Source organism: Actinomycetota bacterium, from assembly GCA_040757835.1.
GTDB lineage: Bacteria > Actinomycetota > Geothermincolia > Geothermincolales > RBG-13-55-18 > SURF-21.
Genome location: JBFLWJ010000008.1, coordinates 91,048 through 108,683, shown reverse-complemented (window position 1 = coordinate 108,683; position 17,636 = coordinate 91,048). Strand labels below are relative to the sequence as shown.

Sequence of the window (17,636 nt, the reverse complement as noted above, 5' to 3'; positions counted from 1 at the left end):
CTACTCCTTTTATCCTGAGGCGATTAACAGCCCCCGACTCTTGCCGGTATCCTCCCTATCTCTTGCCCGGGCCGCGGAAAGGTCTCCAGGCCTTCTCGATAACCGGATATTCCGGCTTCCACCAGGGCCGGTCCAAGGCCGGCATGTCACCGGCGAGCATGCCGCGCGGGATGATGATCTCGTGTTCCGCGCGTGGTCCGATCATGTACTCCGGGTTGGCGTACTCACGGCCCAGTTCCGGGTTGTACGGACATGCGATACCGGCCCCGGCCAGGGATATGCCAAGACAGGTGTGGCAGTAACGGCACCTGTTGATATCATCGGGGCGGTTCTCCGTTACCTTGTTGGGGTACTCGGGGTCGATGAACAGCTGGCGTCCCAGGGCCGAGAGATCGAACATCCCGTCCCCGATATCCTTGTCCGCCTTGACCGGGTCGTGCTGGGAGGCGACCATCACCGGGATCTTGATGGCCTTCTTGAAGTCCCTGCCGTGTTCAGGAATATGCTTGGCCCGGTCTTTGTCGGGGACGAGGTGCCCGCCCTCCTCGTATCCGCCGCCGTCGGAGAGGCTCAGGTAATCGATACCGCGTTCCTCGAGGTCTCTACCGACGTCGATCATCTCCTCGCGGGTAAGACCTCCCTCCATGTGCTCCTCGGCACTGATGCGCACCCCCAGGGCGACGCCCGAGCCTACCGCATAACGTACCTGTTCGGTGACCTCGTTCAGGAAGCGCTTGCGGTTTCTCCATTCCCCCCCGTACATGTCCGTCCGCTTGTTGGAGAAGGGCGACAGGAACTGGTGCTCGAGGTATCCGTGCGGCGCGTGGATCTCGATGGCATCGAACCCGGCGATGACCAGCAACTGGCAGCTGCGGGCGAACTCCTTCTGTTCGCTGTGGATCTCGTCGATGGTCATCTCCCGGGTCATCTGGCCCACCAGGAAGGAGCGGGGATGCTCGATGTTCCTCCAGGAGATCTCGATGGCCTTGGGGCCTTTTTCGAGCGCTATCTCATAAGGAAGGCCCCCGGTGGCAGCGGGAGCGAGCTCGTGGTGGTCGGCGGAATGTCCCTGGCGTCCGAACCCGATGGTGATCTGGGCGCAGGCGTTCGAACCGAAATAATGGATGCGGTCGGTCAGCAGCTTCAGCCCCTGGATGTGCCCGGGATGGAAACAGTACAGGTTGCGCCCCCATACGAATTGCGATGCCAGTTTTGTCCCCATGATCGCGCCGGTGATGACCATTGCCGCCCCGCCCTTAGCCCGCGCGGCGTAATAGGAGATCATCTGCTCAGTCGCCTCGCCATTGTGGCCGGACAGGGTGTCGTTCATTGGAGCCAGCACCATACGGTGCTTGAGCTCGACCGGACCGATCTTGATCGGCTTGAGCAGGTTTTTGAAGGGATTGTCTTTCTTAGCCATGATAACCTCCTGAATCCTTATCCGATTTTCTTTTCCTGGTCGCCCCAGAAAGCTTTCTTTATATCCTTTCTGACGATCTTTCCGATCGGGGTCTTGGGAAGGGAATCCCATATCTGCACGGCTTTAGGGCATTTATAACCGGCGAGACCCTTCTTGCAGTGAGCGATGAGCTCCTCCTCGCTGGCGGAGGCCCCCTCCTTCAGGGCGACCACCGCCTGGACCTTCTCTCCCCACCTCTCGTCCGGCGCGGACACCACCGCGGCTTCCAGTACCGCCGGGTGCTCGTAGAGCACGTCCTCGACCTCCTTGGGATAGACGTTCTCGCCGCCGGTGATGATCATGTCCGCCTTGCGGTCCATGAGGTATATGTATCCGTCCTCGTCGACCGTGCCCATGTCGCCGGTATGCAGCCAGCCGCCCCTGAGCACCTGCGCCGTGAGCTCGGGGTTCTTCCAGTAGCCCATCATGATGTTCCTGCCGCGGGCCACGATCTCTCCGATCTCGCCCACCTTGACCGGCTCGTCGTTCTCATCCACCACCCTGGCCTCCACCACGTGGGCCTCCTTGCCGGCGCTGGTAAGCCGCCTGGTAAGCCTTTCATCCCCCTCGAGCACGTGGTCCTCGGGTATGAGAAATGAAACCACCGGCGCCGCCTCGGTCAGCCCGTACCCCTGCGCGAAGATGTTGCCGAACTTGTTGATGCACCGCTTGAGCACATCGGGCGGGAAGGGGCTCCCGGCATAGGTCATGATCCTCAGGCTGGAGAGGTCGTACTCATCGACCTGGGGGAGGTTCAGGAGCCAGCCGTAGATGGTGGGTACGAGGTTGATATGCGTGCACTTCTCGTCCTGGATCAGCCGCAATATCTCCACCAGGTCTGGCCGGGGCATTATGACCACCTTGCCCCCCATCATGAGCAGGCACAGGGCAGGCCACAGGGAGATATGGAACAGGGGCAGGACGAAGCAGGTGGCGTCGTCGGCATCGAAGCCCGACACCAGGATGCAGCCGTAGGCCGCGGTCATCAGGTTGCGGTGGGAGAGCATGACCCCCTTGGGGAGCCCGGTGGTGCCCCCCGTGTACATGAGTATCGCCATCTCGTCCTCGTCCACATCGATCCAGGGATCGTCGGGTGAGGCACCGGAAAGGAGGTCCTCGTAGTAGAGGTAGCCTTCGCTTTCCTTGTCCAGCGATATCCATCCCCTGATCTTCTCGAGCTCCTTCTTCAAGCCGAGCGACCGCTCCTCATACCCTTCGCCTGCCAGATGGAGGACAGCCTCGCTGTCGTTGACGATATGGACGATCTCCCCGTCGGAAAGGCGGAAGTTCAGTGGGGTGACGCTCATCCCGGCTTTACCTGCCGCGAAATAGACCTCCATGTATTTGAAAGTGTTCTCTGCGAGTATGGTCAGGCGGTCGCCCTTCTTGAATCCGAGGCCCAGGATGGCATTGGTGAGGCGGTTCACCCGTTCCTCCATCTGCGCGTAGGTGATCCTGACATCCCCGAAGACCATCGCCTCCTTGTGTGGATAGAGCGTATTCCCTTTTCTTGGCACATCCCCTAATGTATACATCCAGGTCCCCTCCTTTTTCCCTCAGCAGTCTCAATATGATTTAGGCAGGCCGCAGCTCTGAGCGATATAGTTCATGCTCATCTCGTCGGAGATGGGGCTGAACATCATCTGCTTGTAGTCCCGGAAGTGCCGCTGCATATCGTATTCCATGGTGAAACCGTACCCGCCGAATATCTCCATGCCGTGGAGGGCCGCCTTCTCCGAGGCGCGGCAGGCCACGATCTTGGCCATGGTGGCCTCCACGTCGAAGCGTTCCCCCGCGTCGCAGAGCCACGCGCACTTGTAGATGAGGTTGCGGGCGTTCTCGATCTCGATGGCGATATCCGCCAGGTAATACTGGATGATCTGGAACTGCCCGATGGGCTTGCCGAAGGCCGTGCGCTCCTTGGCGTACTGCAGGGCGTCGTCGAAGGCCGCCTTGGCGATACCCAGCGAGAGCATGGAGGTCCCGATACGTTCCGGGTTCAGGGTCCCCAGGATGTGGTACCAGCCCATGTTCTCGGTCCCCAGCAGGTTGGCCGCCGGGACCCTCACGTCCTCGAAGAATATCTCCGTGGTGCCGCAGGCGTGTATGCCGACCTTGCGGACGAGGTTGATGGTGATGCCTGGGCTGCGGGCATCGACGATGAAGACGGAGAGGCCCTTCGAGCGTTTGACTTCCTTGTCGGTGATGGCGACCAGCAGTATCCAGTCCGCCACGTGGGCACCGGAGATGAACATCTTCGCGCCGTTCACCACGTATTCGTCCCCGTCCCTTTCAGCGGTGGTGGCGATGGCGCCCAGGATATCGGTTCCCCCGGCGGGCTCCGTCAGGGCCATGCACCACTTCTCCTTCCCCTCGGCGATCGGCGGGAGGTACGTCCGCTTCTGCTCCTCCGTGCCGAGCTCGGCAACGGGCCTGCCGCCGAAGGCGGGCGTGAGCCCCATGGATATGGCCATGGCGACGCTCGCCGTGGCCAGCTCCTCCAGGGCCACGCAGAGGTCGAACATGCCCGCGCCCGCTCCTCCATATTCTTCAGGGATGGAGATACCGAAGAACCCGAGGTCCGCAATCTTCTCGACCATGTCCTGGGGGGGGAAGTCGCAGTTCTCGTCCAGCCACCGCACATACTCCTTGGTGATCTCTTTCCGGCAGAACTCACGGAACGTTTCCCGGAGCATCTTCTGTTCCTCCGTCAGCAAGAAGTCCATATACGCTCCCTTCTCAGTCCTTCTTCTCCATGTCCTGCATCATGCGGATGGCCGGCTCCAGGTACTTGCGCGTCTCCTCCGCGCCGACCAGGGTCATGATGGTGCCACGCTCCAGGGCCAGGGCGGCGTCTATGGAGGCACATGCCAGCGAGTTGTTGACGATGTTCATCCCGGCGCGTACGGCCGCCTTTGACTTGGAGGCGACGCTGCGCGCCATGTTCATGGCCTCTTCCTCCACCTTTTCCACCGCGACCACCTTGTTCAGCAATCCCAGGCGGTACGCCTCCTGGGCGTCGATCATGGCCCCGGTGAGGAGAAGCTCCTTGGCCTTGCGCACCGGTATAGCCCTGGGCAGGCGCACGGTACCTCCCCACCCGGGAAGCAGCCCGATGTTTATCTCAAGCACGCCGAACAAGGAGTTCTCGCCCGCCACGATCATGTCGCAGCACAAGGCCAGCTCCAATCCGCCCGCCACGCAGGCACCCTTCACCGCCGCTATCCACGGAAACTCCGCCGTCTCCAGGGCACGGGTGATGGTCCCGCCGTCGTTGCGAAGGTACGCGTAGGCCTTCTCGACCTCCTGCAGGGTGTCGAAGATGGGGAGGTCCGCGCCGGCGCAGAATGCTTTCTCGCCGGCGCCGGTGATGATGGCGCAGCGTACCTCGGGCTCCGCGTTCATGCGCGGCACCGCGTCCTTGAGCTCGGCGATGAGCTCCGCGTTGAGGGCGTTGCGCTTCTTGGGTCGGTTCAGGGTTATCTTCCCGATATCCTCTTCTATCTCGTAGATGAGGTATTGATAATCTTGCATACCCGCTCCTTTCTCGCGCCGTCTACTTTTTGGCCGGCTTCCATTTGGGCAAGGTGATATCGCCGGAAACTTCCTCGAAGACCACCTCCAGCTCCATGCCGTTTACGAGCTTTTCGAGGTCGCACTCAACGATGTTGGAGATCATGCGCACACCTTCCGGGAGGTCGACCATGGCCAGGACATACGGCATATCATCCCAGAAGGGGAAGGGCACCCCGAAGTGGTTCACGGCATATGAGTAGAGGGTCGCCTTGCCCGAAGCCTCGATCCATTCATGCTCGTCCGCCTGGCAGGCAGTGCAGTACAGGTAGGGCGGGTGGTCGATATTGCCGCACGCGGAGCATTTCTTGAGGACAAGACGGTGCTCCTTCGCCGCGTCCCAGAAGGGCTGCGACCACTTGGTCGGGACGGGCAGCGGCTTCCGCATCTCCTCGTCGGAAAGGCCCAGCAGGTCCTTGATGCTCACCTTTTCTTCGCTCATCTCACGATCCTCCTAATATCTTCAGATCAACACGTTCTTGCCGCCGCCTCCTGCTCAACCAGGTATCTCGCTGCCCAGGACGGTGAAGTGGCAGTCCATGAAGGCGCCGCCGCCGGTGTTCTCGATGAGGAACTTCGCCCCCTCCACCTGGGCCTTGCCCGCTTTGCCCTGGAGCTGCCGCACCGACTCGGCCAGGAGGGCGATGCCCACCCCGGTCCCTGTATGCCCGAAGGAGAGAGCCTCCCCGTTGGTGGTCACCGGGTACTTGCCGCCGGGCGAGGTCTCGCCGGATTCCACCAGGGCGCCCGACTTCCCCGGCTCGCAGATGCCCAGGGCGTCCATGACGATGAGTTGCAGGGTGGGGTAAGAACCGTAGACCTGGTAGATGTCCATGTCCTCAGGCCCCAGGCCGGCTCTCTCGTAGGCGGCGTTGGCAACCGGTGCCATGTTCTCGCCCATCTTGCCCAGGTCCCTGGACTTCGACCTCGTGATGGTGCGGTGGGAATAGCTGGAGGAATCGCTGAGGATATATACCGGACGGTCGGAAACCATTCTAGCCTTCTCAGCCGTGGTCATGACGAAGGCGGTGCCCCCGTCCCCCAGCACGTTGCACATGAAGGCGGTGAGTGGATAGGCCACCATGCGGCTGGAGAGCACCTTCTCCACCGTGATCTCCTTCTGGTTGAACATGGCGTTGGGCTGCAGCATGGCCCATTTGCGGTTGGCCACGCACACCGCGGCCACCTGCTCCATAGTGGTGCCCGTGTAGGCCATGTATCCCTGGGTGACCATAGCCGCCAGCGCGTTGTAGGTCATCCCGTATGGGACCTCCCACTCCACATCCGAACCGGCGATTGAGAAATACTTGGCCTGCTCGTTGGGGGTGAAGGTCGAGAAGCGCTGAGCGTGCACCACGAGCACCGTGTCCGTCTCTCCAGAGCTGAGTATGCCCTCCGCGGTCTTCCTGAGCGAGAAGCTGGATGCGCCCCCCGACGAGGTCATGCAGGTTATCTTGCAGCCCCTGGCGCCGATGGCCTCGGGGAGGCGCCCGAAGACCATCTCCGTGTTGTAGTCGTTGTCGGGATTGGACATGATGTGCTGCGCGCAGACCACCGCCCCTATCTCGTCCTTGTCGATCCCCGCATCGCGGATGGCATCCCGGGCCACGGTGTACGCGATCTCGAACTCCGAGCGCGCGGGGTAGTTGCCGCAGGGCACCTCGCCGGTGCCGATGATAGCGAATTCGCCCTTTTCCATGTGGGCCTCCTTCCCTCCGGCGTGAAACCTTCGAAAATAACCGGCAATTTCGGGTAATTCCATGTACTATAAATAGTACGGTACGGTACATTACTGTAGTTTATAAGAGCTTTGGCTATATGTCAAGGGCATTGTTTACTGCTTTTAAACCCCATTCTATATGGTAATTTACTTACTTTCCCATCTGTCTAGATAGTATTTAGCGCTTGACTTTACAGTGCATATAGCTCTTAAATAAGTATAGTCATTGTCTGTTGTGAGGAGTCGAATTGGAAAAGCATAAATACCTGACCATAAGCGAGCTCGAGAAATCGACGGGCATCCCCAAATCCACCATAAGGTATTACGTAAGGGAGGGCCTGATAGCCCCCCATGTGCGGACCGGAAAGACCATGGCCTATTACACCGAGGAGGAGGTGAAGAGGCTCGAGCTTATAAGGAAACTGCGGGAAGAGGAGAAGATGCCGATAAGGTTCATCAAGGATGAGCTGGCTCGTTTTGAGGCGGAGAAATCGCAGCCGGAAAACAAGGGCAAATCTATCGACAGGAGGCAAGAGATAATACATACAACGGCGAAGCTCTTCACGCAGAAGGGTTACGATAAGGTCAGCATCCAGGATATCGTCGGCGAGTTACAGATGAGCAAGTCCACGTTCTACACGTATTTCAACAATAAGGAGGAGTTGTTCCTGGAATGCACGGACTATATATTCCACCAGATGTTCAACGAGGTATGGGATGGGATCAGGCAGGAAAAGGAGGCAGTCCCCCGACTGCTCAAGAGGGGGGATGCTTTCATCGACGCCTATCCCAAATGGCGGGACATGATGAACCAACTGAGAGGGATAGCCGTTTCCGACAACCAGACCTTTGTGGAGAAGTATAAGGAGAGCCTCAACTATATCGTGCAGCCGGTCATATGGGATATCAGACAAGCAGTGGAACAGGGGGAGATAAAGGAAGATGCCAACCCCGAGATCCTGGGTTTCGCATTCATGGGAATAGGGGAATACATGGCCGAGTTATATCACATGTTCGGCAACTACGATAAGCAGGAATGCCTGGATCAGATAGAGCAGATCTTGAAAGGCCTTAAGAGAACCGACTTGTAACGGTTGCGCAGCTTTCAATGGCGATGAAGGCAATTCCCACTCTCCGGAAATGGGCACAAGTTGGACACAGCCGCAAGATCGGCCTTTCTCGGGTAGCTCCAGGCATATTCTATTCCAAAAGGCATATTTCCAGTAAAACAGTGTCTTAGCAAAGGGAGCCGAGTTAAGACCCAGGGGGCTTGCGGCAAAGCACACCGCCTTTCGGGCAGGACGGGCCCTGACCCTGATCATCGCGACCAGCATTTTGTCTTTATGAAAATGGCAGGCGAAGAAATAGCCGAAGATTCCGTGGCTTCAGTGGTGCTGGATCAACGCTATCTGGGCCCCGTTCGGGTCTTCCAGGAAAGCAAGGGTCCCAACGGTTATCGGTATGGGTTCCATGGTGATCTTGGCCCCTTTAGATCTGAGTTCCTCCACTGTGGCGCGTATGTCTTCGACTTCCATTCCCACCGAAAACAGGCCTGTTTCTCGGGGATTCTCGGTATCCTCTATGAGTTCTATCATCGCATCCCCTTCCCCCTTCAATAACGTGATCGTCAACCCAGGGCGGGGATTGTGCCGGCTTTCTACTTCAAGTCCCAAGACTTCCGTGTAGAACCTGGTCGACTCATCCATGTCCGCAACAGCCATGGTGGCATATCTGATCTTCATGGTCGATCACCCTTTCTATTAAATGCACACACGATATTATTCCCTCAGCAGGCGGTATAATATATGCGTTCCCAAGGTCCACGCAGTCAACCCGATATCATGACCCAGTACGTTATTCGGTACGCCGCGACACGGTAACAGGTTAAAGGAGGGGGAGATGCCGGAGTTTTCTGAAGAACTGGTCATACGCCTGTACAAGACCATGTACACCATCCGCGGCTTCGAGGAGAAGGTGAGCGAATACGCCCGTACGGGCATGGTGCCGGGTTTCATGATCCACCTCTCCGTGGGCCAGGAGGCCGTGCCGGCCGGGGTATGCGCCGCCCTGCGCGAGGACGACTATATCGTCAGCACCCACCGCGGGCACGGACATCTCATCGCCAAGGGGGCCCGCACGGACAGGATGATGGCCGAATTGAAGGGCAAGGAGGCCGGGTACTGCCGGGGGCGCGGAGGTTCCATGCACATCACCTCGGTGGAGGTGGGCGGGCTGGGGGCCAACGGTATCGTGGGGGCCGGTCTGGTGATAGCCCCGGGTGCCGCCCTGTCGGCCAGGATGCGGGGGACCGACCAGGTGGCGGTCTGTTTCTTCGGGGACGGGGCCTCAAACCAGGGCACCTTCCACGAGGGCCTGAACCTGGCCGCCACCTGGAAGCTCCCGGTAGTCTTCGTGTGTGAGAACAACGGATACGGTTTTTCGACTCCCCAGAGGGCGCACCAGTCCATAGGGCGCATCTCCAGGCGGGCGGAAGCTTACGAAATGCCGGGCATCACCGTGAACGGCGACGACGTCATGGAGGTCTTTCTCGCCGCGTCCTGGGCGGTGGAGCGCGCTCGGAGCGGAGGAGGCCCGACGCTGCTGGAGGCCACCACCTGCCGCTGGCACGGCCACTTCGAGGACGACGATGATGATTACCGCAGCGCGGAGGAGAAGGCCACGTTCCCCGCCCATGACCCCATAGCGCTCTTGGAGCGCCGCTGCATAGAAGAGGGGCTGTCTTCCACCGCACAACTTGAGCGCATCCGCTCGGAGGTGGAGGAGGAGATCGCGCGGGCCTGCGCCTTCGCCGAGGAGAGCGAGGAGCCCTCCCCCGAGGACGACGCGGGCCTCGTCTTCGCGGGGGGTGAGCGGTGATGGCGGAGACCATGGCTGCCGAGACCGAGTTCCTCACCTACTTCCAGGCCGTCAGGCTGGCCCTGAAGGAGGAGATGGAGCTGGACCCGTCCGTCTTCCTCATGGGGGAGGACATCCGCTTCAGCATCTTCGGCCCCACCAAGGACCTCCACCTCGAGGTGGGCGAGTCGCGGGTGCTGGACACTCCCATCACCGAGAGCGCCTTCGTGGGGGCGGCGGTGGGCGCGGCCATCACCGGCATGCGCCCGGTGGTGGAGATCATGTTCGCCGACTTCATGACCGTGTGCATGGACCAGATCATAAACCAGGCCGCCAAGATCCGCTTCATGACCGGCGGGCAGGTGAAAGTGCCCCTGGTCATCCGGGCCCCGGGGGGCATGCTCACCTCCTCCGCGGCCCAGCACTCGCAGTGCCTGGAGGCCTTGTTCATGCACATCCCCGGGCTGAAGATATGCGTGCCCTCGGGTCCGGTGGACGCCAAGGGGCTGCTCAAGTCGGCCATCAGGGACGACGACCCGGTCCTCTTCTTCGAGCACAAAGCCCTCTACTTCGCATCGGAGGAAGTGCCTACGGACCCCCAGTTCACCGTCCCCATGGGCCAGGCCGCGGTACTGCGGGAGGGCGAGGACGTGACCGTCTTCGCGGTGTCGGGCATGGTCTCCTCGGCCGTGAGCGCCGCCAACTCCCTGGCCAGGGACGGCATCAGTGCGGAGGTCATAGACCCGCGCACCCTGGTACCGCTGGACAAGCAGGCACTGCTCGCTTCCGTGCGCAAGACGGGCCGGCTGGTCACCGTGGAGGAGGGGTGCCTAACCGGCGGGGTGGGGGCGGAGATCTCCGCGCTGGTCACCGCGGAAGCCTGGAGCGACCTCAAGGGGCCGGTGGTGCGGGTGGCGGCCAAGGACCAGCCCGTTCCCTTCTCCCCGGTGCTGGAGGCGGCCTGCGCGCCCACCGCGCAGACCATCGCCGCCGCGGTGCGGGAGTGCGTGGAGAAGAACAGGTAGGACCTCGTATATAATATGGGACGTTGACCGCGTAGAGAGGGAGGCCATGCCGTCCATATCCATACGGGGATTGAAGAAATACTACGGCGACATCAAGGCCGTGGACGGGATAGACCTGGAGATCGAGGAGAAGGAGATCTTCGGCATCCTGGGGCCCAACGGCGCCGGCAAGACCACCACCCTGGAGATGGTCGAGACCCTGCGCGAACCCGACTCCGGGCAGATCGAGGTCATGGGCCTGGACGTGCGCGCCGACCCCCGGGCGGTGAAGGAGATCATCGGCGTACAGCTCCAGACCACCGTCTTCTTCGACGAGCTGACGGTGCGCGAGACCATCGACCTCTTCGGCGCCTTCTACCCCCGCACCCTTCCCGTGGACGAACTCATCGCCCTGGCCGAACTGCGGGATAAAGCGGACGCGCGGGTCAACTCGCTGTCGGGGGGACAGCACAAGCGCCTGTCCATAGCCCTGGCCCTGGTCAACGACCCCGGCATCGTCTTCCTCGACGAGCCCACCACCGGCCTCGACCCCCAGGCGCGGCGCCGCATCTGGGAGATGGTGGAGCACCTGCGGGAGCAGGACAAGACGGTGGTCATCACCACCCACTACATCGAGGAGGCCGAGTACCTCTGCGACCGCGTGGCGGTGATGGACCAAGGACACATCATCGCCCGGGGCACCCCCGACGAGCTAATCAACGCGTACGTGTCCGACAGCATCATCACCTTCCGCCTCACCCCGCCGGTGGAGGAGGAGGTAGTGCGGGGACTTCACGGCGTCATCGGCGTGGATGCGGACGGCGGGGATTACAGGGTCACCACCGCCGTGCCCCAGGAGACCCTCATCGGCATCGTGGCCATGGCCCACGAGCTGGGGGTGCAGGCGGACGACATCAACATGAAGCGGGCCACCCTGGAGGACGTCTTCCTCAAGATAACGGGCAGGAGGATCCGGGAGTGAGCAAGTTCTTCAAGATCTTCGGTTACAACGTGAAGATGACCCTGCGCCAGCGCGAGGCCCTCTTCTGGCTCTTCCTCTTCCCCGTCCTGCTCATGGTCATCCTGGGTTTCGTCTTCGGCTCCAGCGGGGAGGTGAAGCTGAAGGTCGGGATTGTGGACCTGGACGGTTCGCTTCAGAGCCAGATCGTCATGGGCGCCTTCACCGGAGATGATCCCCGCATCAAGGAGGGATTGGTGGTGGAGACGGGCAGCGAGGAGGAGGAAAGGGCCGCCATCAAGGACGGCGACCGTAACGCCGTCGTCATCATACCAGAGGGGTTCGGGGAGAAAGTCGCGGCGGGAGAGCAGGCGGAGGTGACGATCATCGTCAACCAGTCCGAGGTCTCCACCGCCCAGATAACCACGGCCACGCTCAACGGTATCCTCTCCTCCCTCAGCGGGGTCCTGTACAACCTCGACGAGGCGATGTCCGGGTCCCTGCAGATGATAGCGGTCAACGAGGAGGCGGCCCAGGACGTCAAGGACTTCGAGTACATCGATTTCATGGTCCCCGGCATCCTGGCCATGGTGCTCATGTTCGGGGGGCTGGCGGGCTACAGCCTGGAGATAGCCTCCTACCGCGAGAAGGGCATCCTGCGCCGCATCAAGGTGTCGCCCCTCTCCCTGGCCACCTACCTCTCCAGCGGCATACTATCGGTGCTCATCTTCACCCTGGTCCAGTCCGTACTGCTGCTACTGGTGGGGGTCTTCGCCTTCAACCTGCACATCAACGGCAGCTATCTCTACATTTTCGTGCTGGTGATCATCGGCGCCCTTTCCTTCCTGGCCCTGGGCTTCCTCATCGCCTCCCTGACCAAGAACATGCGCAGCGCCGGCCTGGCTTCCCAGGCCATCGCCATGCCCATGATGTTCCTCTCCGGCATATTCTTCTCGGTGGAATGGGTGCCCGCTCCCCTCAAGGTCATCGCCCAGTGCCTGCCCCTCTATTACCTGGGCGACGCCCTGCGCCAGGTGATGATCGACTCGGCAAGCCTGATGGACGTGTGGGTGGACATATTGGTGCTGGTGGCCATGGGCATCATCGCCCTCCTTGCGTCGATCAAGTTCTTCCGCTGGGAGTGAGGGGGCGGCATGCCGTGAAGCCCAACGCGCTCATCATCATCGAAGCCGACAACGTGGCGGTGACCCTGGAGGACGTCGCGAAGGGCGGGAAGGTTTGCCTCCCCGACGGGCGGGAGATAACGGCCGCGGACGGCATCCCTTACAGCCACAAGGTCGCCCTGCGGCATTTCGAGCGCGGCGAGGACATCATCAAGTACGGCGAGGTCATCGGGCAGGCCAGCCGGGACATCCCCGAGGGGGACTGGGTGCACACCCACAACCTGGTGGTCGAGGATTGAGGGCGGCGGGTGACAGAGATGGACGTGGACGGCTTCGAGGGATATGCCAGGCCGGACGGCTCCGCCGGGGTGAGGAACCACGTCGCGGTCATCCCCTCCGTGGCCTGCGCCAACGGGGTCGTCGCCGCCATCGCCAGGGAGCTGCCGGGGGCGGTACCGCTGCCCCACGGCCACGGCTGCGGCCGGGGCGGCGAGGACCTGGGGCTCCACTTCAAGACCCTGGCCAACCTGGCACGCAACCCCAACGTCTATAGCGTCCTCGTGGTGGGCCTGGGGTGCGAGGTGATCAAGGCGGAGTACCTGGCGGAGCGGATGTCCCACACCGGCAAGCCGGTGGAGTACTTCAACATCCAGGACGTGGGGGGCTCGCGGCGGGCGGCGGCAAAGGGAGTCGAGATAGCGCGTGGCATGCTGGACGCGGCGGCGAAGCAGGAGAGGGAAACCTTCCCCTTGAGCGCCGTGGTCCTGGGCCTGGAGTGCGGCGGCTCCGACGCCTTCTCCGGCGTCACCGCCAACCCCAGCGTAGGGCTGGTCGCAGACTGGCTGGTGGAACGCGGCGGCACGGCCATCTTCAGCGAGACCACGGAGATGATCGGCACCAGCCACATCCTGGAGCGCCGCTCCCGCAACGAGGATGTGGCGCGCGAGATCGCCTCTCGAATAGCGGCGGCGGAGCGCCGCGCCCACGAGATCCTTGGCCCCCTGGCCAGCCAGGTCATCGCGCCCGGGAACATTGACGGGGGCATGAGCTCCATCCGCGAGAAGTCCCTGGGATGCATCCTCAAAGGTGGCAGCTCGACCATCAACGAGGTGGTGGATTACGCCGAACCTCCCCGCGAGAAGGGCCTGGTGATCATGGACGGTCCCGGTTACGACACGGAGAACATCGCCGGCCTGGCGGCGTCGGGATGCCAGCTCATGATCTTCACCACCGGACGCGGCAACCCCATCGGGTTCCCCCTGCTGCCGGTGATCAAGGTGGCCAGCAACGGCCGCCTCTACCGCGCCATGGAGGACGATATGGACGTGAACGCCGGCGCGGTGCTGGAGGGGAAGACCCTGGGGGACGTAGCGGAGGAGATAATAGGCCTCGTCGTGCGGGTACTGGGCGGTGAGCTGACCAAAGCGGAGATCAACCGCCAGGACGGCATCCTCTGCCTCTACACCGTCACCCCTTCCTTCTGAGGGGTCTCCTATGGGGTCAGCCCCAGACATGTGACATGCCAAGCATACTCGAAGCTCTGGTTGCAGTAACGCAGCACAATGTCACTTGTCAGGGGCTGACCCCCTCCGATACATAGGGGGACCCCGCCCCTTATAAGTGAGGGGATACTCGGGGGTGGGACGGGGTCAAGGACTTCCTCTAGCGCGTCTTCTTGTCAGGCTCGCCGTGAAAGGAACGGATGTTCCCGGTCTCGGCACGCCTGGAGAGCAACACGGGCAGCATCGATCTTAGCGCACGGGATCGGCGCAGGCTGGGGTTTATGTAAACCTCTTGTTCTCTGCTCTTGTTCATGGCCTTCTGAAACCTCCTTCTGCCCCTTATGACGCGCCAGAACAAAAAAGGTTCATTCCCGGGGAATGATAAAGATCATTTGTGAGAAGGCCCAGTATCACCAGGGATTTGGGTGTTTGGAGACCGCCCATGGGGGGAGCTGCAGTCGGCGTGCCAGGGGGGAAGATTATGCGTAACGGCGCTTCACGGCCTCCTCCGGCCTGTCCGGGGGGTCGGGTGTCCAGCCGTGTGGCCGCCACTCCTTCTTCCAGTGTGGTCGGGAGCTACAGGCTGACCACTTTTCGCATGGGGGACTTATCGTTCTCGCCCTTGCACTCCGCCATTCCCGTGGACAGGAAAGCGCAGTCTCCGTGCGTGTTCGGTCCGTCCCCAGACACGTCCTGGGCTTGCTTGTGCCTGTGCCTCTGCAGCAGGGTCTTGAGGAGCCCCGTCCGCCTGCAGGAAGAGTCGATGAAGAGGTCTCTTGCCGGTTTCCTTTGCATCCTCACACCTTCTTTGCAGTCCGCACGATCATACATACAGACAACGAATGTATCGGCAGTGGGGTCCCCGTTCTTTAGCGTTTTCATACAGTCGTAACATCTTTTATACATAATGGTAACACGCCTGTCACAAGCCCGTTGAGAAAGCGTTTTGCCTGGCAGATGCCTTCCTGATGCCCGCCATTTCCCATACGGGTGCCCGTTTTTCACGTAGGAGACAGGATTCCACGGCCGTTGCTAGAAGACATGTACAAAAAGACCGCGATGATATAGTATTGCCGCGATTTATCCGGAGATGCCGCATCGTGAGCGGGTGATGATATGAGAAAGCAAGCGCTGCCGTTGGTGGCGACCTTCCTGGCGCTGACCATGGTCCTGGCGGTGCCCCTGCCGGCGGACCGGGCCGCCGAAGCCGCCGTGACCCCCAGAGCCCTCCTGGTCCTCGCCTTCGCACCGGGGGAGAGCCTGAGGTCCAGCTGCGTCTCCGACCTGCAGGAGACGGTGAGGACGCTGTGGGAGTTCGGCTTCGACGTTGAGATACTCGACGCCTACAACGAGAGCGGCGGCATCATCCCGTGTCCGCATTACCAGTTGCACCAGCGAGTGGACGGCAAGAGCTACAACCTCCTCATCTACTACGGTCACGGCGACGCGAGCCGATGGGCTTTCCACCTGCCCCAGGACGCGGCATGGGCAGGTCAGACAGGCACTCCGCAGGGATGGGACGAGGCCAGGTTGTTCGGGGACTACCGCAACCACTGGGCGGAGGAGATACGCCTGGCGCCAGGTGCCATGGTGGTCATGCGGCATACCTGTTTCTCCACCGGGGTCGAGGCCCTCGACTTGAACAGCGGCGCGGGACTGCTGCCGCAGAGCGAGGTCATGCGCAGGATAAACGAGTACTCGTACACCTTCCTGCACCCCTCGACCGCGATAGGGTCCTACACGGCCACGGCGATCGTCGGCGGCACTCCCGCCTACCTGAGAAACCTCTTCAAGAACTACGCGACCCCCATCGCCGAACTCACGGTGCCCGACCTCTCCACCTCCTTCGCGGCCGGCAGTGGCTACCAGTTCATCACCGGCGCCCATTATTATCTGGGCGGTTACGGCATCACCTATCGCAAGAACCGTTTCCCCGGCAGCACCAACCGGGACGTCTGGAGCCAGCCCGCCTGGGCGGGCGACCCCGGGCTTACCGCAAAGGAAGTCTTCGGGGTGGCACCGGGGGACAAGAACGGCGACGGAGACAATACCGACCTGGGAGAGCCCTGCTTTCCCCACGACAGCCGCGACGTCTTCAAGGCCGAGGACACCTCCTACAACTTCTTTCCCTTCGTCTGCATCGCCAATCCGAATGACGCGTCCACCTGGGCCGAGGTGACCTTCTGCGACGAGCAGGGAGAGTACCTGACCATCTACCGCGAGGTCCCGGGAGACGCGCGCATCACCATCGACTGCAACGCCAACCGTTACCTGCGGGACAGGAACCTGTCGGTGAGGGTGCGTTCCGTCGACGGGACGCCCCTGCTGGCCGAGCGTCCCATGTACTTCCGCTACTGCGGGTGGATGGACGGAGGTTCCGACGCCTTCGGGTCGCGGCAGTCCAACACGACCTGGTACTTCGCCGAGGGCTATACGTCCGATGCCGGCCCCTTCCAGGAATATATCTGCCTGGGCAACTTCGGCACGCGGACGGCCAGTGGGACCATGACCCTCATGCCGCTCTCCGGCGACCCGGTAGAGGTCGACCTGAGCGTCGCGGCGGGGGCCCGCCGGACCTACTGCATCAACTCGTATGTCAAGGGCGAGGTGGCGGTGAAGGTGGAGACGGACCAGCCCGTGGTCGCCGAACGCTCCGTCTACTTCCGCTATGCGGCCATGAACGGGGGGTTCATCGCGGACGGCGGCCACACCAAGCCCGGCATCAGCGCCCTCTCCTCCCAGTGGTACTTCGCCGAGGGCCATGTGAGCGAGGACTTCGAGGAATGGATATCCCTGGCCAACCCGGCACCGGAGGCGGCGGAAGCGACGGTCACCTTCGTCACGCCGGCGGGGAAGCGCGGGTCGCGGCGGGTCGTGCTGCCGCCCCGGTCGCGACGGAGCGTCCTGGTGAACGAGAGCTTCGCCACGGCCAGCGACGTCTCGGTGGTGGTTGACAGCGACCGCCCCATCGCCTGCGAGAGGGTGATGTACTTCGACTACAACGGCGGCTGGGACGACGGGCACGTCTCTCCCGGCAACACCAGGCCCGCCCGGAAGTGGATGTTCGCCGAGGGGAGCGTGTACCCCGGCATCCACGAGTACGTCCTCCTGGTGAACCCGGGAGACGAGGTCGCCACGGTCAGGGCTACCTACATGCTGGGGCCGGGCGAGGGCACCCACGCCGAGGTGTACACCGTAGGTGCGCGCTCGCGCGCGACGGTGAGCGTCAATTCCGAGCTGGCGGCTTTTGGGAGTCCCTCCCAGGTGGCCCTGGAGCTGACTTCGGACCAGCCCATCGCATGCGAGAGGGTCATGTATTTCGACATGGGCAGGGGGAGCCGCGGCCGGGAGCCCATCCAGGGCGGCCATGTCTCCATGGGGGTGAGCAGCGCGTCAGTGCGCTGGTTCTTTGCCGAGATGTACACCGGCAGGTAGCGCCC

The 17,636-nt window shown here is 61.9% G+C and carries 17 protein-coding genes; 8 read left to right on the top strand and 9 right to left on the bottom strand.

Features of this window, described 5'->3' with window-relative positions:
* Nucleotides 1–55: 55 nt before the first annotated feature.
* Genes AB1384_08670 through AB1384_08645 form a run of 6 tightly spaced genes read right to left on the bottom strand, consistent with a single transcriptional unit; the run spans nt 56 to nt 6,731 of the window.
* Nucleotides 56–1,420: an NADH:flavin oxidoreductase gene (locus AB1384_08670; GenBank protein MEW6554343.1), complete on the bottom strand. Its 1,365-nt coding sequence runs from the start codon at nt 1,418–1,420 to the stop codon at nt 56–58.
* Nucleotides 1,421–1,437: 17 nt separating this feature from the next.
* Nucleotides 1,438–2,994 (bottom strand): long-chain-fatty-acid--CoA ligase, encoded by a 1,557-nt coding sequence (locus tag AB1384_08665; protein MEW6554342.1) that lies wholly within the window; start codon nt 2,992–2,994, stop codon nt 1,438–1,440.
* Between the two features lie 30 nt (nt 2,995–3,024).
* Nucleotides 3,025–4,185 (bottom strand): acyl-CoA dehydrogenase family protein, encoded by a 1,161-nt coding sequence (locus AB1384_08660; GenBank protein MEW6554341.1) that lies wholly within the window; start codon nt 4,183–4,185, stop codon nt 3,025–3,027.
* A 13-nt stretch (nt 4,186–4,198) separates the two neighbouring features.
* On the bottom strand, nt 4,199–4,993 hold the full coding sequence (locus AB1384_08655) for an enoyl-CoA hydratase/isomerase family protein (GenBank protein MEW6554340.1): 795 nt from the start codon (nt 4,991–4,993) through the stop codon (nt 4,199–4,201).
* A 22-nt stretch (nt 4,994–5,015) separates the two neighbouring features.
* Complete coding sequence (locus AB1384_08650) at nt 5,016–5,474, bottom strand: Zn-ribbon domain-containing OB-fold protein (protein MEW6554339.1); 459 nt, start codon at nt 5,472–5,474, stop codon at nt 5,016–5,018.
* A 54-nt stretch (nt 5,475–5,528) separates the two neighbouring features.
* Entirely contained in the window at nt 5,529–6,731 is a 1,203-nt protein-coding gene (locus tag AB1384_08645) for a thiolase family protein (protein ID MEW6554338.1), read from the bottom strand.
* A gap of 269 nt (nt 6,732–7,000) precedes the next feature.
* Here AB1384_08645 and AB1384_08640 point away from each other — a divergent pair, with 269 nt between their 5' ends.
* A complete protein-coding gene (locus tag AB1384_08640; protein MEW6554337.1) occupies nt 7,001–7,843 on the top strand; it encodes a MerR family transcriptional regulator in 843 nt (280 codons plus the stop codon).
* 294 nt (nt 7,844–8,137) lie between these two features.
* On the opposite strand, the gene AB1384_08635 is transcribed toward AB1384_08640, so the two are convergent.
* Nucleotides 8,138–8,494 carry a VOC family protein gene (locus AB1384_08635; protein MEW6554336.1) on the bottom strand — a complete coding sequence of 119 codons (357 nt, stop codon included), beginning with the start codon at nt 8,492–8,494 and terminating at the stop codon, nt 8,138–8,140.
* Between the two features lie 157 nt (nt 8,495–8,651).
* Here AB1384_08635 and AB1384_08630 point away from each other — a divergent pair, with 157 nt between their 5' ends.
* Genes AB1384_08630 through AB1384_08605 form a run of 6 tightly spaced genes read left to right on the top strand, consistent with a single transcriptional unit; the run spans nt 8,652 to nt 14,178 of the window.
* Entirely contained in the window at nt 8,652–9,629 is a 978-nt protein-coding gene (locus tag AB1384_08630) for a thiamine pyrophosphate-dependent dehydrogenase E1 component subunit alpha (GenBank protein ID MEW6554335.1), read from the top strand.
* Nucleotides 9,629–10,633, top strand: a complete 1,005-nt coding sequence (locus AB1384_08625) for an alpha-ketoacid dehydrogenase subunit beta (GenBank protein MEW6554334.1) — start codon at nt 9,629–9,631, stop codon at nt 10,631–10,633. The genes AB1384_08630 and AB1384_08625 overlap by 1 nt, the downstream gene beginning before the upstream one ends.
* 46 nt (nt 10,634–10,679) lie before the next feature.
* On the top strand, nt 10,680–11,594 hold the full coding sequence (locus AB1384_08620) for an ABC transporter ATP-binding protein (protein ID MEW6554333.1): 915 nt from the start codon (nt 10,680–10,682) through the stop codon (nt 11,592–11,594).
* Nucleotides 11,591–12,715: an ABC transporter permease gene (locus AB1384_08615; protein MEW6554332.1), complete on the top strand. Its 1,125-nt coding sequence runs from the start codon at nt 11,591–11,593 to the stop codon at nt 12,713–12,715. Before AB1384_08620 ends, AB1384_08615 begins: the two co-directional genes overlap by 4 nt.
* Nucleotides 12,716–12,729: 14 nt before the next feature.
* Complete coding sequence (locus AB1384_08610; protein MEW6554331.1) at nt 12,730–12,993, top strand: UxaA family hydrolase; 264 nt, start codon at nt 12,730–12,732, stop codon at nt 12,991–12,993.
* 18 nt (nt 12,994–13,011) lie between these two features.
* The gene (locus AB1384_08605) at nt 13,012–14,178 is read left to right on the top strand and encodes a UxaA family hydrolase (protein ID MEW6554330.1); all 1,167 of its coding nucleotides are present in this window, start codon (nt 13,012–13,014) and stop codon (nt 14,176–14,178) included.
* A gap of 178 nt (nt 14,179–14,356) precedes the next feature.
* On the opposite strand, the gene AB1384_08600 is transcribed toward AB1384_08605, so the two are convergent.
* Nucleotides 14,357–14,509: a hypothetical protein gene (locus tag AB1384_08600; protein ID MEW6554329.1), complete on the bottom strand. Its 153-nt coding sequence runs from the start codon at nt 14,507–14,509 to the stop codon at nt 14,357–14,359.
* A 263-nt stretch (nt 14,510–14,772) separates the two neighbouring features.
* Nucleotides 14,773–14,991 carry a hypothetical protein gene (locus tag AB1384_08595; protein MEW6554328.1) on the bottom strand — a complete coding sequence of 73 codons (219 nt, stop codon included), beginning with the start codon at nt 14,989–14,991 and terminating at the stop codon, nt 14,773–14,775.
* Between the two features lie 321 nt (nt 14,992–15,312).
* Here AB1384_08595 and AB1384_08590 point away from each other — a divergent pair, with 321 nt between their 5' ends.
* A complete protein-coding gene (locus AB1384_08590; GenBank protein ID MEW6554327.1) occupies nt 15,313–17,631 on the top strand; it encodes a hypothetical protein in 2,319 nt (772 codons plus the stop codon).
* Nucleotides 17,632–17,636 lie beyond the last annotated feature (5 nt).